The sequence below is a fragment of the Burkholderia sp. Bp9004 genome (genome assembly GCF_003858025.1).
GTDB lineage: Bacteria > Pseudomonadota > Gammaproteobacteria > Burkholderiales > Burkholderiaceae > Burkholderia > Burkholderia diffusa.
Genome location: NZ_QTQD01000002.1, coordinates 157,838 through 170,420, shown reverse-complemented (window position 1 = coordinate 170,420; position 12,583 = coordinate 157,838). Strand labels below are relative to the sequence as shown.

Genomic DNA, 12,583 nt, shown 5'->3' with positions numbered 1-12,583 from the left:
GAATCGCGTGCGCCCCGTGCAATGCAACAGAAAGACAGATCGCCGGGAGCGTGTCCGCACTTGTCTCTACAATGTGCGCTCCGGCGCCGCGCGCGCTCTGCCCGAATCCCGTGCTTTTCCCGTATTCGCCCATGCCGATTTCCGATCTTTCCGCCCGGTTCGCCCCCCGCGCCCGCCCCTTCCTGCGCGCGGCCGCCGTCGTCGCCACCTGCACGGCCCTTGCGTTCGCACCGTCCGCGCAGGCCCGCAAGAAGTCCCACAAGGAGGCGCGCAAGACCGCCGTCGTGTCGCCCGCCGCGCGGGCGGCCGGCCTGCCGGCGTCCGTGCTCGTGGCGCTGCAGCGCGCGAAGGTGCCGGCCTCGGCGATGAGCGTTGTGGTCGAGCGCGTCGGCGATCCCGAGCCGCTGATCGCATGGAATGCGAACCGGCCGATGATGCCGGCGTCGACGATGAAGCTCGTCACGACCTTCTCGGGCCTGTCGATCCTCGGCCCCGACTACCGCTGGCGCACCACCGCGTACGCGGACGGCCCGGTCGATCCGGACGGCACGCTGCAGGGCAACCTGTACATCAAGGGCACCGGCGATCCGAAGCTCGTACCGGAGGAACTGATCGACCTCGTCGACAAGATCCGCAAGGCCGGCATCAAGCGCGTGGCCGGCGGCCTCGTGCTCGACAAGAGCTATTTCGCCGCGTCGACGCGCGACCTGCCGTCGTTCGACGACGACGCGAGCGCACCGTACAACGTCGGCCCCGATCCGCTGCTGTACGCGTTCAAGGCCGTGTCGTTCACGGTCACGCCGGGCGACGACGGCAAGGTCGCCGTCGACGTGCTGCCGCCGCTCGCGAACCTTTCGATCGACAACCAGCTGGTCGAAGGCAACGGGTCGTGCGGTGCGGCGGCGGCCGCCGCGCGTCCGACGCTGTCGGCCGGCGGCGGGATCATGACCGCGTCGTTCGCCGGCGACTATCCGCTGCGCTGCGGCGCGCACACGACCAACCTCGCGATCCTCGATCACACGACGTTCTTCGCGCGCGGCTTCCTCGCGCTGTGGCAGCAGGACGGCGGCACGATCGCGGGCCCCGTCAGCGAAGGCAAGGTGCCGACCACCGCGCGCCCGCTCGCCGTCCATCACAGCCCCGTGCTCGGCAGCATCGTCTACGACATCAACAAGTTCAGCAACAACGTGATGGCGCGCAACCTGTTCCTGACGATCGGCGCGGCCGCCGGCAAGCCGCCCGCGAACCCCGAGCAGTCGAGCCACGCGATTCACGCGTTCCTGCAGAAGAGCGGAATCGCGATGCCCGACCTCGACCTCGAGAACGGCTCGGGCCTGTCGCGCGAGGAGCACGTCAGCGCGCAGTCGCTCGCTGCGCTGCTGCAGGCCGCGAACGCGAGCCCCGTCGCGCAGGCGTTCATCGATTCGCTGCCGATCGCCGGCATCGACGGCACGATGAAGAACCGCCTGACCAACGCCGGCGTGCTCGGCAACGCGCACATCAAGACCGGCACGCTGCGCGACGTGCGCGCGATCGCGGGCTACGTCGCGGGCGCCGACGGCCAGAGCTACGTCGTCGTCAGTTTCATCAACGACGATCACGCGGAAGCCGCGCGCGCCGCGCACGACACGCTGCTCGAATGGATCTACGCGGGCGCGCACTGACGACGCACTCGCCGCGGCGCGGCGCACGCATGCCACGGCGTCGGCTTGCGTCGATCGCGGGGAGACACCGTGCATCGGGCGCCCCGTCCTCGGGGATTTCGCCCTGTGCGGTTTGAAACGGCCTCGGCCGCCGGCGCGCCGCGCACGGCCCGCCGGATGTGCCCGCAAAACGGGGCCGCACCGCGAGGCCCCGTTCCGCATGACTTCCGTAGAAACCCTGTCCTCAGAGGGAACCCTCTACGCTGCCCCCTCGCCTAGCGCGTGGCGATTGCGTAGGCTGTTGGCCTGACCGATATCTACAACGGGCCGTACGCCCGGCCTCACGGCTTGCAGGGGAAAGGAGGAGACACGTCCATGCGATTCGACGTCGAATTGCTTCTGCTCGCGCTGGCGCCCGTCTTCCTGCTCTGCATCGCGTGGGAAGCCTGGCACCTCGCCCGCACGCGTGCGCAGGACCATGTCTATGCGTGGCGCGACACGCTGTGCAACGCGGCGCTCGCACTGATGCACCAGGGCGCCGACAAGCTCGCGTGGCTGTTCGTGATTCCCGTTTATGCGTACTGCTACGCACATTTCCGGCTGTTCACGTGGCACGACGGCTGGCTGTCGTTCGCCGTGCTGTTCGTCGGCCAGGACTTCCTCTACTACGTGTTCCATCGCGCGAGCCATCGCGTGCGCTGGCTGTGGGCCGCGCACGTCGTGCATCACTCGTCCGAGCGGATGAATTTCTCGACCGCGTTCCGGCAGAGCCTGATGTATCCCGTCGCAGGCATGTGGGCGTTCTGGCTGCCGCTCGCGTTCGTCGGCTTTCCGCCGCAGCAGATCGTCGGCATCGTGCTGATCAACCTCGCGTTCCAGTTCTTCGTGCACACGCAGGCGATCGGCAAGCTCGGCTGGCTCGAATACGTGCTCAACACGCCGTCGATCCATCGCGCGCACCATGCACGCAACCCCCGCTACATCGACCGCAATTATGCAGGTGTGCTCGTGATCTGGGACCGCCTGTTCGGCAGCTACGTCGAGGAGTCGCCCGACGATCCGCCGCAATACGGAATCGTCGAGCCGCTCGGCTCGAACAACCCGCTCGTCGCGACGTTTCACGAGTGGGTGTCGATGGCGGCCGACGCGTTGCGCGTCCACGGATGGCGCAACAAGCTGCGCGCGATTTTCGGCCCGCCCGAATGGGCGAGCGCTTATCATGCGCAGATTGCCGAGGCCGCAAACCACGATCCGCGCACCGTGCCGCTTGCGGCCGTGCGCGACCAATAACCGTTTCAGCCAACGGCCGCCGCGCAGCCCGGATCCGGGCAGGCGCGCGGCAGATGAGAAACACATCGGGCCATATCTACGAGGAGATCGAACGATGCAGTCACAACGACAATTCCCGTCGCGCAACCGTCAACGCCTGCTGCGCACCGTGCAGGTCGCGATCGCGGGCGCAGCGCTCGCCCTGCTCGCCGCGTGCGGCGGCGGTGACGACAACAACAGCAGCGCGTCGAACACGCCGCCGTCCGGCGTGAAGATGCAGGTCGTGTCGTTCGGCGACAGCCTGTCGGACGCCGGCACCTACTCGCAGATCAAGCTCGGCTTCGGCGGCGGCCGCTTCACGACCAACCCCGGCCAGGTGTGGACGCAGAACGTCGCGCAGTATTACGGCGACACGCTGCAGCCCGCGAACCAGGGTGGCTTCGGCATTCCGCTGCAGGCCACGGGCGGCCTCGGCTACGCGCAGGGCGGCTCGCGCGTGACGCAGCAACCGGGTCTCGGCCACGCGGCCTCGAGCGTGCCGAACGCCGACTACGCACAAGCCACGACGACGCCGATCGCCGACCAGGTCAAGCAATACCTGACGCAGCACGGCAGCTTCAACGCGGGCCAGATCGTGCTGGTCAACGGCGGCGCCAACGACATCTTCTATCAGGCACAGGTCGCGCAGGCGCAGGGCAACACGCCGGCCGCGCAGCTCGCGGCCGCGCAGGCGATCGGCCTCGCCGCGCAGCAGCTCGGCGGCATCGTCCAGCAGATCGTCGCGGCGGGCGCGTCGCACGTGTTCGTCGCGACGGTGCCGGACATCGGCGGCACGCCGCTCGCGCTGCAGGGCGGCGCGCAGACGCAGGCCGCATTCACGCAACTGTCGGGGCTGTTCAACCAGACGCTGGTCGGCACGCTCGCCGCGCTGAAGGTCGACACGACGAAGTACGCCGTGGTCGACGCGTTCAAGTGGCAGGACGGCATCGCGGCCAACTACCAGGCGAACGGCTTCAGCGTGTCGAACACCGACACCGCATGCAACCTGAAGGCGATGGTCGCGGCGGCGACCCAGTACGGCGTCGCGGATGCAACCGCCTTCGGCTCGTCGCTGTTCTGCTCGCCGCAGACCTACACGACCGCCAACGCGGACCAGACTTACATGTTCGCCGACTTGGTCCACCCGACGACGCGCTTGCACGCGCTGTTCGCGCAGTACGTCGAGCAGCAGATCGCGGCCTCGGGCGTCGGCAAGTAAGCCGAGCGCCACGCGCACAAACGAAAACGCCCGACCGGTTCGCCGGTCGGGCGTTTTTCATTTCACGAGCGGATACGAACGGCTGCGTCAGTCGCGCGCTTCGAACGCGGCGGCCGCACGACCGAGGCGATCGTTGACCGCGATCCATTCGACGGTCTCGGGCAGTTTCTCGACGAGGATACGTGCGACCTGCGCGCGGTCGAGCGCGCGCAGCATGCCGTACAGGTCGCGCGCATACGCCTGCGGATCTTCCGGCGCCGCGACGAAATGCACGCCGTCGGCGTGCGCCCAGCGTCCCGCGCGCGACGCGCGTGCGACGAGCGCGACACGTTCGCCGTCGGTCTGCGCGGCAGCGAGCAGCGGCTCGAGTGCATCGAACGGCAGCAGCGCGAGCGGCGTGCGCGGCGCGTAATGGGCCTTCAGCGTGCCCGACGCGCGCGGCGCGGTCGCGTCGCTGCCGTCGGGCAGGCGCGGCGCGCGGCCGAGCACGTCGGCAATCTGCTGCGGCGTCACGTGGCCCGGGCGCAGCAGCGCCGGGAAGCCGCGCGACAGGTCGAGGATCGTCGATTCGATGCCGACTTCCGACGGGCCGCCATCGAGCACGTGCACGGTGTCGCCGAATTCGTCGCGCACGTGTTGAGCGGTGGTCGGGCTCACGTGGCCGAAGCGGTTCGCGGACGGTGCGGCGACGCCGCCGTGGCCGCCGCGCCGCGCGCTGAACGCGGCCAGCAGCGCCTGCGCGACCGGATGCGACGGACAGCGCAGGCCGACCGAATCCTGGCCGCCGCTCACGGCGTCCGGAATGCGCGCATGGCGCTTCAGGATCAGCGTCAGCGGGCCCGGCCAGAATGCATCGATCAGCGCCTGCGCATCGGCCGGCAGGTCTTCGGCCCAGTAACCGGGATCGCCGCCGGGCGGCAGGTGCACGATCACCGGATGGTTCGCCGGGCGCCCCTTCGCCGCGTAGATGCGCGCGACGGCCTCGGGATTCGCCGCGTCGCCGCCGAGCCCGTACACGGTTTCGGTCGGGAATGCGACGAGTTGCCCCGCGTCGAGCAGCGCGGCAGCCGCGTCGATCTGCGCGGGCGTCACGGAGGTCGGGAGATCGATGGACATCGGCTGGCGCCTCAGTCGAGCGGCACGCGCAGCAGCTGCGCGCACGCGGTGGCGGCAGCGACGGCTTCGTCGCGCGTCTCGGCCGTGAAGTTCACGTGGCCCATCTTGCGCCCGACGCGCGCTTCTTCCTTGCCGTACAGGTGCAGGTGCGCGGCCGGCATGGCGGCGACCGTGTCCCACGGCGGCGTGACGGCCTCGGCTGCGCCACCGTTCGGGAACCACACGTCGCCGAGGATGTTCAGCATCGCGGCCGGCGAATGCTGGCGCGGGTTGCCGAGCGGCATGCGCGTCATTGCGCGCACCTGCTGCTCGAACTGGCTCGTTGCGCACGCATCGACCGTATAGTGGCCGGAGTTGTGCGGGCGTGGCGCCATTTCGTTCGCGACGAACGAGCCGTCTTCCAGCACGAAGAATTCGACGCAGAGCACGCCGACGTAGCCGAGCGTATCGGCGATCCGGACGGCTGCCTGCTGCGCCTCCTCGACGCGTGCGGCATCGGCGGCCGGAGCCGGCACGACGGTCAGCGCGAGGATGCCGTTGTGATGCACGTTCTGCGCGAGCGGGAATGCGGCCGAGCGGCCGTCCGCGCCGCGCGCGATCAGCGCGGACACTTCGTATTTCAGCGGCAGGCGCTTTTCGAGCACGCACGGCACGCCGCCGAGCGACGCATGCGCGTCGCGCGCTTCCCGCGCGGTGCTCACGCGCACCTGGCCCTTGCCGTCGTAACCGAGACGCGCCGTCTTCAGGATGCCCGGCAGCACCGCGTCGAGCGCGGCGTCGTCGAGCGCGGCGAGCGCCGCCGCCGATTCGATCACGACGTGCGGTGCGACCGGCACGCCCGACGCCTCGATGAAACGCTTCTCCGCGATCCGGTCCTGCGCGACCGCGACGCAGCGGCCGGCCGGCGCAACGAACGTCGTGCGCGCGAGGAACTCGAGGCTCGCGGCCGGCACGTTCTCGAATTCCGTCGACACGGCCGCGCACAGCGCGGCCAGTTCGACGAGCGCCGCTTCGTCGTCGTAGGCCGCGCGCAGGTGACGGTCGGCGACCGCGCCGGCGGGGCTCGTCGGATCGGGATCGAGCACGGCGACGCGATAGCCCATCGACTGGGCGGCAAAGCAGAACATGCGGCCGAGCTGGCCACCGCCGACCATGCCCAGCCACGCGCCGGGCAGGATCGGGGAAACGGAATCAGGAGTTGCGGTCATGTCAGTGTTCGGTCGCGGCGGGCGCCGCCCGCCGCAGTGATGAGGATCAGGCGGCCGCGCGAATGGCAGTGCGGCCGCCGGTGCGCCGTCATGCGAGCGGCGGCAGCACCATCGCGTGCGCGGCTTCGTTCTGTCGCACGCGGAACGCGGCGAGCCGGTTCGCGTAGTCGACCGACGTGCCGGACAGGATCGACACCGCGAACAGAGCGGCATTCGCAGCGCCGGCCTCGCCGATCGCGAACGTCGCGACCGGCACGCCCTTCGGCATCTGCACGATCGAGTGCAGCGAATCGACGCCCTTCAGGTACTTGCTCGCGACCGGTACGCCGAGCACCGGCACCGTGGTTTTCGCGGCCAGCATGCCGGGCAGGTGCGCGGCACCGCCGGCGCCCGCGATGATCGCGCGCAGTCCGCGCTCGCGCGCCTTCTCCGCATAGTCGAACATCTCGTCGGGCATCCGGTGCGCGGACACGACCTTCGCTTCGTACGGTACGCCGAATTCCTGCAGGATCGCGACCGCGTTCTTCATCACGTCCCAGTCGGAACTCGAACCCATCAGCACGCCGACGAGCGGCGCGCTGTGCGTGTGGGCAGTCTGGACTTGACTCATTTCGTGCGTTCCTTCCTTCAGGCGAGCGGCTGGCCGGTGATGCGCTCGAGCGCTTCCTGGTACTTCGCGGCCGTCTTCTCGACGACGTCGGCCGGCAGTGCCGGTGCCGGCGCGGTCTTGCCCCACGGCTGCGCCTCGAGCCAGTCGCGCACGAACTGCTTGTCGAACGACGGCGGGTTGGTGCCGACCTGGTACTGGTCGGCCGGCCAGAAGCGCGACGAATCGGCCGTCAGCACCTCGTCCATCAGGTACAGCTTGCCGTGATTGTCGAGGCCGAATTCGAACTTCGTGTCGGCGATGATGATGCCGCGCGTCGCCGCGTAATCGGCCGCTTCCTTGTACAGGCGGATCGAGATGTCGCGGATCGTCGCGGCCAGCTCGGTGCCGATGCGGCGCTCGGTTTCCTCGAACGTGATGTTCTCGTCGTGCTCGCCCATCTCGGCCTTCGCGGCCGGCGTGAAGATCGGCTCGGGCAGCTTCTGCGCGTTCTGCAGGCCTTCCGGCAGCTTCACGCCGCACACGGCGCCCGACGCCTGGTATTCCTTCCAGCCGCTGCCGGCCAGGTAGCCGCGCACGACCGCCTCGATCATGATCGGCTCAAGGCGCTTGACGACCACGCCACGCCCCTTGACCTGCTCGACCTCGTCCGCCGAGACAACCGCTTCCGGCGCGTCGCCCGTCAGGTGGTTCGGCACGATGTGCGCGAGCTTGTCGAACCAGAAGTTCGCCATCTGGTTCAACACGCGACCCTTGTTCGGAATCGGCTCACCCATGATCACGTCGAATGCCGACAGGCGATCCGTCGTGACGATCAGGAGCTTGTCGTTGCCGACCGCGTAGTTGTCGCGGACCTTGCCGCGACCGAGGAGCGGCAGCGAGCGGAGCGTGGATTCGTAAAGGGTAGACATCGTCTTTTCGCAGATAAGGAGCCAAACAAAAAGGGAAACGCCGTTCCCCGCGGCAGGCGGGAACGGCGGTCTTGCAATGCGTCGGCGAACCGGCGGGCGACAGCGCCCGGGCGGTTGCCGGCCGGCCCTCGTTCGGCCGGACGGAGCGGCTGCGGGGCCGGATCAAATCCGGCCGGACAGCCTTGCCTCAGCCTTTCGGCGCGGCAATCGTACTACATCTCAGCGCACGACCTGCGCGAGCGCGCCGGACTTGTACTGCTCGGCGATCTTGTCGAGCGACACCGGCTTGATCTTCGCGGCCTGGCCTTCGCAGCCGAACGCGAGGTAGCGGTCGACACACACCTGCTTCGCCGCTTCACGCGCGGGCTTCAGGTAGTCGCGCGGATCGAACTTGCCCGGGTTCTCGAACAGGTAGCGGCGGATCGCGCCGGTGATCGCGAGACGCAGGTCGGTGTCGATGTTGATCTTGCGCACGCCGTGCTTGATGCCTTCCTGGATTTCCTCGACCGGCACGCCGTAGGTTTCCTTCATGTCGCCGCCGAATTCTCGGATCTCGGCCAGCAGTTCCTGCGGCACCGACGACGAACCGTGCATCACCAGGTGCGTGTTCGGGATGCGTGCGTGAATTTCCTTGATGCGCTGGATCGACAGGATGTCGCCCGTCGGCTTCTTCGAGAACTTGTACGCGCCGTGCGACGTGCCGATCGCGATCGCGAGCGCGTCGCACTGCGTGAGCTTCACGAAGTCGGCGGCCTGCTCCGGATCGGTCAGCAGTTGCTCGCGGGTCATCGTGCCTTCCGCGCCATGGCCGTCTTCCTTGTCGCCCTTCATCGTCTCGAGCGAGCCGAGCACGCCGAGTTCGGCTTCGACCGTCACGCCGATCGAGTGCGCCATCTCGACGACCTTGCGCGACACGTCGACGTTGTATTCGTACGAGGCGACCGTCTTGCCGTCGGCTTCGAGCGAACCGTCCATCATCACGCTGGTGAAGCCGCTGCGGATCGCGCCCATGCACACGGCCGGCGACTGGCCGTGGTCCTGGTGCATCACGACCGGGATGTGCGGGTACGACTCGACCGCCGCTTCGATCAGGTGGCGCAGGAACGGCTCGCCAGCGTACTTACGCGCGCCGGCCGATGCCTGCATGATCACGGGCGCGCCGACCTGATCCGCCGCCGCCATGATCGCCTGGACCTGCTCCAGGTTGTTCACGTTGAAGGCCGGCAGGCCGTAACCGTGCTCTGCCGCGTGGTCCAGCAATTGACGCATTGATACGAGAGGCATTGTGGAACTCCTTGGAATGAAAACCGGTGCGCCCTGACGCCGGCGCGGCGCTCGCTCCCCGTCGAAACCGGGGCGGCACGGCGCGGCTGAGCGTCGAATAGCCGCATTTTATCGCGAAGCGCCTCCGATTCCGACCGGCCGGTGGCGCGTACTCGCAATTTGTTACCTTCGCACGGCACAATCCGGGCAAAAAACAGAAAAAAAGCCGCGCGGGGCATCGGACCCCGCGCGGCTTTCGTCAAAAAAAATGGTGCCCGATCGGCTCGGGCGGCCGGTGGGCCGGCCAACGGACCGGCCCGATGCATGCCGGCGCTCAATAATGCTCGCCGACCCGCACGATCTTCAGCGTGTTGGTGCCGCCCGCCTGACCCATCGGCTCGCCGACGGTCAGCACGACCATGTCGCCGTGCTGCACGTAGCCCTGCTTGACGACGAGCTCCAGCGCCGCCTGCAGCGCCGAATCGCGATCGCTGTTGAAGTCGACGTGCAGCGGCGTCACGTTGCGGTACAGCGCCATCGTGCGCTCGCTGCCGACACGCGGCGTCAGCGCGAAGATCGGCACGTGCGTGTAGTGGCGCGACATCCACAGCGCGGTCGCGCCCGATTCGGTCAGCGCGATGATCGCCTTCGCGCCCAGGTGATACGCGGTGAACAGCGCGCCCATCGCGATCGACTGGTCGATCCGCGTGAACGTGCGGTCGAGGAAATCCTTGTCCAGCTCGACGTGTTCCGACTTTTCCGCCTCGACACACACGGCCGCCATCGTCTCGATCGTGACGACCGGGTACTTGCCGGCGGCCGTCTCAGCCGACAGCATCACCGCGTCGGTGCCGTCGAGCACCGCGTTCGCGACGTCCGACACTTCCGCGCGGGTCGGCACCGGCGCGTGGATCATCGACTCCATCATTTGCGTCGCGGTGATCACGAGCTTGTTCGACTCGCGCGCCATCCGAATCATCCGCTTCTGCAGCGCCGGCACGGCCGCGTTGCCGACTTCCACCGCGAGGTCGCCGCGCGCGACCATGATGCCGTCGGACGCGTCGAGAATGCTCTGCAGCGCCGGAATCGCCTCGGCGCGCTCGATCTTCGCGATCATCTTCGGCTTGATGCCGTAAGGCGCGCCCGCGATGTTCGCGAGCTGGCGCGCCATTTCCATGTCGGTGGCGTTCTTCGGGAACGACACCGCGACCAGATCCGCGCCGAGCGACATCGCCGTGCGGATGTCCTCCATGTCCTTCGCGGTCAGCGCTGGTGCCGACAGGCCGCCGCCCTGGCGGTTGATCCCCTTGTTGTTCGACAGCTCGCCGCCCACCTTGACGATCGTGTGGATCTCTTCGCCGAGCACGCGCTCGACGGTCAGCACGATCAGGCCGTCGTTCAGCAGCAGCAGGTCGCCCGGCTTCAGGTCGCGCGGCAGTTCCTTGTAGTCGAGGCCGACGCGCTCGTCGTTGCCGAGCTCACAGCCCGCGTCGAGGATGAAGGCCTGGCCCGGCACGAGGGTCGTCTTGCCGTTCTCGAACTTGCCGACGCGGATCTTCGGGCCCTGGAGGTCGGCCATGATCGCGATCTCGCGGCCGACCTTGCGGGCGGCCTCGCGCACCATCTCGGCGCGCTGGCGGTGATCGTCGGCCGTGCCGTGCGAAAAGTTGAGCCGCACGACGTCGAGGCCCGCCTGCATCATCTGCAGCAGAATCTCCGGCGAACTGGAAGCCGGGCCGATCGTGGCGACTATCTTGGTGGCGCGCTGCATGAAACTCCTCATCTGGATCAAGGTGGATGCGCTGGGTGAAACGCTGCGAGAGCCGGAATCGGCGGGCCCAGCGGCGGCCGTTCCGGGGGGCGTGCCGGTGCTTGCGCCCGGCATCGCTTTGTTCTGAATTTCGTGGTGCTGCACGGCCGCGTCGCCGGCGGCCGCCGGAGCGCGCGGGGTCGAGTTCGCCCGCGCGGGCGCGCGTTTGCGCTTGCCCGCGCCGGCCGGCTGCTCCGCTTTCGCGGAGCGCGCGGCCCTCGTCACCCCTGCGCGCGCCGCCACGCTCAGGCCGCCCGCGTTTCCAGCACTTCCACCGCCGGCAGCTTCTTCCCCTCGAGGAACTCGAGGAAGGCGCCGCCGCCCGTCGAGATGTAGCTGACCTGGTCATGGATGCCGTACTTCGCGATGGCCGCGAGCGTGTCGCCGCCGCCCGCGATCGAGAACGCGGACGATTTCGCGATCGCTTCCGCGAGCGTCTTGGTGCCGTTGCCGAACTGGTCGAACTCGAACACGCCGACCGGGCCGTTCCACACGATCGTGCCGGCCTTCTCGAGCTGGCTCGCGAGCGCCTTGGCCGTATCGGGGCCGATGTCGAGGATCATGTCGTCCGCTTCGATGTCGGCGACCTGCTTCACCGTGGCCGCGGCCGTCGGCGAGAATTCCTTGGCCGTCACGACGTCGGTCGGGATCGGCACCGACGCGCCGCGCTCGCGCGCTTCGTCGATGATCGCCTTCGCCTCGGCGACGAGATCGGCTTCCGCGAGCGACTTGCCGATCGACAGGCCGGCCGCGAGCATGAACGTGTTCGCGATGCCGCCGCCGACGATCAGCTGGTCGACCTTGCCGGCCAGCGACTTGAGAATCGTCAGCTTGGTCGACACCTTCGAACCGGCGACGATCGCCACCAGCGGGCGAGCCGGGTTGCCGAGCGCCTTGCCCAGTGCGTCGAGTTCGGCGGCCAGCAGCGGGCCCGCGCACGCGACCGGCGCATACTTCGCGATCCCGTGGGTGGTCGCTTCCGCGCGGTGCGCGGTGCCGAACGCGTCGTTCACGTAGACGTCGCAGAGCTTCGCCATCTTTTGCGCGAGCTCGTCCGAATTCTTCTTCTCGCCCTTGTTCACGCGGCAGTTCTCGAGCAGCACGACCTGGCCCGGCGCGACGTTCACGCCGTTCTCGACCCAGTTCGAGACGAGCGGCACGTCGCGGCCGAGCAACTCGGCGAGGCGCTTCGCGACCGGCGCGAGCGAATCTTCCGGCTTGAATTCGCCTTCGGTCGGACGACCGAGGTGCGACGTGACCATCACGGCCGCGCCGGCGTCGAGCGCGGCCTGGATGGCCGGCACGGACGCGCGCACGCGCGTGTCTTCGGTGATGTTGCCGTGATCGTCCTGCGGGACGTTCAGGTCGGCGCGGATGAACACCCGCTTGCCGGCGAGCTGGCCGGCGGCGATCAGGTCGGTAAGACGCTTGACTTGGCTCATGTTGAACAGATTGAAGTAGTGGATGGGGAAAGGGGGTTCACGCTGGACGTGCGCGG

General features: G+C 68.5%; 11 protein-coding genes. 4 read left to right on the top strand and 7 right to left on the bottom strand.

The window, feature by feature from the left end; genetic code table 11:
- Positions 1-131 precede the first annotated feature (131 nt).
- The 3 genes from dacB (at position 132) to DIE08_RS02970 (ending at position 4,170) form a co-directional block, all read left to right on the top strand.
- The gene (gene dacB, locus DIE08_RS02980) at positions 132-1,664 is read left to right on the top strand and encodes a D-alanyl-D-alanine carboxypeptidase/D-alanyl-D-alanine-endopeptidase (protein ID WP_124900969.1); all 1,533 of its coding nucleotides are present in this window, start codon (positions 132-134) and stop codon (positions 1,662-1,664) included.
- A gap of 354 nt (positions 1,665-2,018) precedes the next feature.
- Positions 2,019-2,933 carry a sterol desaturase family protein gene (locus DIE08_RS02975; RefSeq protein ID WP_059607937.1) on the top strand — a complete coding sequence of 305 codons (915 nt, stop codon included), beginning with the start codon at positions 2,019-2,021 and terminating at the stop codon, positions 2,931-2,933.
- Positions 2,934-3,027: 94 nt separating this feature from the next.
- Positions 3,028-4,170 (top strand): SGNH/GDSL hydrolase family protein, encoded by a 1,143-nt coding sequence (locus DIE08_RS02970; RefSeq protein ID WP_124900968.1) that lies wholly within the window; start codon positions 3,028-3,030, stop codon positions 4,168-4,170.
- Between the two features lie 87 nt (positions 4,171-4,257).
- On the opposite strand, the gene DIE08_RS02965 is transcribed toward DIE08_RS02970, so the two are convergent.
- The 6 genes from DIE08_RS02965 to pyk form a co-directional block, all read right to left on the bottom strand.
- Complete coding sequence (locus tag DIE08_RS02965; protein ID WP_124621404.1) at positions 4,258-5,286, bottom strand: L-threonylcarbamoyladenylate synthase; 1,029 nt, start codon at positions 5,284-5,286, stop codon at positions 4,258-4,260.
- Between the two features lie 11 nt (positions 5,287-5,297).
- A complete protein-coding gene (locus DIE08_RS02960; RefSeq protein ID WP_124900967.1) occupies positions 5,298-6,494 on the bottom strand; it encodes a 5-(carboxyamino)imidazole ribonucleotide synthase in 1,197 nt (398 codons plus the stop codon).
- A gap of 88 nt (positions 6,495-6,582) precedes the next feature.
- Positions 6,583-7,104 (bottom strand): 5-(carboxyamino)imidazole ribonucleotide mutase, encoded by a 522-nt coding sequence (purE, locus tag DIE08_RS02955; protein WP_124900966.1) that lies wholly within the window; start codon positions 7,102-7,104, stop codon positions 6,583-6,585.
- Positions 7,105-7,121: 17 nt separating this feature from the next.
- Positions 7,122-8,012 carry a phosphoribosylaminoimidazolesuccinocarboxamide synthase gene (locus DIE08_RS02950; protein ID WP_059607933.1) on the bottom strand — a complete coding sequence of 297 codons (891 nt, stop codon included), beginning with the start codon at positions 8,010-8,012 and terminating at the stop codon, positions 7,122-7,124.
- 219 nt (positions 8,013-8,231) lie between these two features.
- On the bottom strand, positions 8,232-9,296 hold the full coding sequence (gene fba / locus DIE08_RS02945; protein WP_014896168.1) for a class II fructose-bisphosphate aldolase: 1,065 nt from the start codon (positions 9,294-9,296) through the stop codon (positions 8,232-8,234).
- Positions 9,297-9,609: 313 nt separating this feature from the next.
- On the bottom strand, positions 9,610-11,046 hold the full coding sequence (gene pyk / locus DIE08_RS02940) for a pyruvate kinase (protein WP_059607932.1): 1,437 nt from the start codon (positions 11,044-11,046) through the stop codon (positions 9,610-9,612).
- On the opposite strand from pyk, the gene DIE08_RS35990 reads away from it, so the two are divergent.
- Positions 11,045-11,173, top strand: a complete 129-nt coding sequence (locus DIE08_RS35990; protein ID WP_256097633.1) for a hypothetical protein — start codon at positions 11,045-11,047, stop codon at positions 11,171-11,173. The two genes, pyk and DIE08_RS35990, sit on opposite strands and share 2 nt — an antisense overlap.
- A 157-nt stretch (positions 11,174-11,330) precedes the next feature.
- On the opposite strand, the gene DIE08_RS02935 is transcribed toward DIE08_RS35990, so the two are convergent.
- Positions 11,331-12,527, bottom strand: coding sequence for a phosphoglycerate kinase (locus DIE08_RS02935; protein ID WP_006481732.1), 1,197 nt, complete (start codon positions 12,525-12,527; stop codon positions 11,331-11,333).
- Positions 12,528-12,583 lie beyond the last annotated feature (56 nt).

Bases quoted from the DNA above. Each gene is read 5' to 3' on its own strand.
- dacB (WP_124900969.1), top strand. From the start codon at position 132: ATGCCGATTTCCGATCTTTCCGCCCGGTTCGCCCCCCGCGCCCGCCCC.
- DIE08_RS02975 (WP_059607937.1), top strand. From the start codon at position 2,019: ATGCGATTCGACGTCGAATTGCTTCTGCTCGCGCTGGCGCCCGTCTTC.
- DIE08_RS02970 (WP_124900968.1), top strand. From the start codon at position 3,028: ATGCAGTCACAACGACAATTCCCGTCGCGCAACCGTCAACGCCTGCTG.
- DIE08_RS02965 (WP_124621404.1), bottom strand. From the start codon at position 5,286: ATGTCCATCGATCTCCCGACCTCCGTGACGCCCGCGCAGATCGACGCG.
- DIE08_RS02960 (WP_124900967.1), bottom strand. From the start codon at position 6,494: ATGACCGCAACTCCTGATTCCGTTTCCCCGATCCTGCCCGGCGCGTGG.
- purE (WP_124900966.1), bottom strand. From the start codon at position 7,104: ATGAGTCAAGTCCAGACTGCCCACACGCACAGCGCGCCGCTCGTCGGC.
- DIE08_RS02950 (WP_059607933.1), bottom strand. From the start codon at position 8,012: ATGTCTACCCTTTACGAATCCACGCTCCGCTCGCTGCCGCTCCTCGGT.
- fba (WP_014896168.1), bottom strand. From the start codon at position 9,296: ATGCCTCTCGTATCAATGCGTCAATTGCTGGACCACGCGGCAGAGCAC.
- DIE08_RS35990 (WP_256097633.1), top strand. From the start codon at position 11,045: ATGAAACTCCTCATCTGGATCAAGGTGGATGCGCTGGGTGAAACGCTG.
- pyk (WP_059607932.1), bottom strand. From the start codon at position 11,046: ATGCAGCGCGCCACCAAGATAGTCGCCACGATCGGCCCGGCTTCCAGT.
- DIE08_RS02935 (WP_006481732.1), bottom strand. From the start codon at position 12,527: ATGAGCCAAGTCAAGCGTCTTACCGACCTGATCGCCGCCGGCCAGCTC.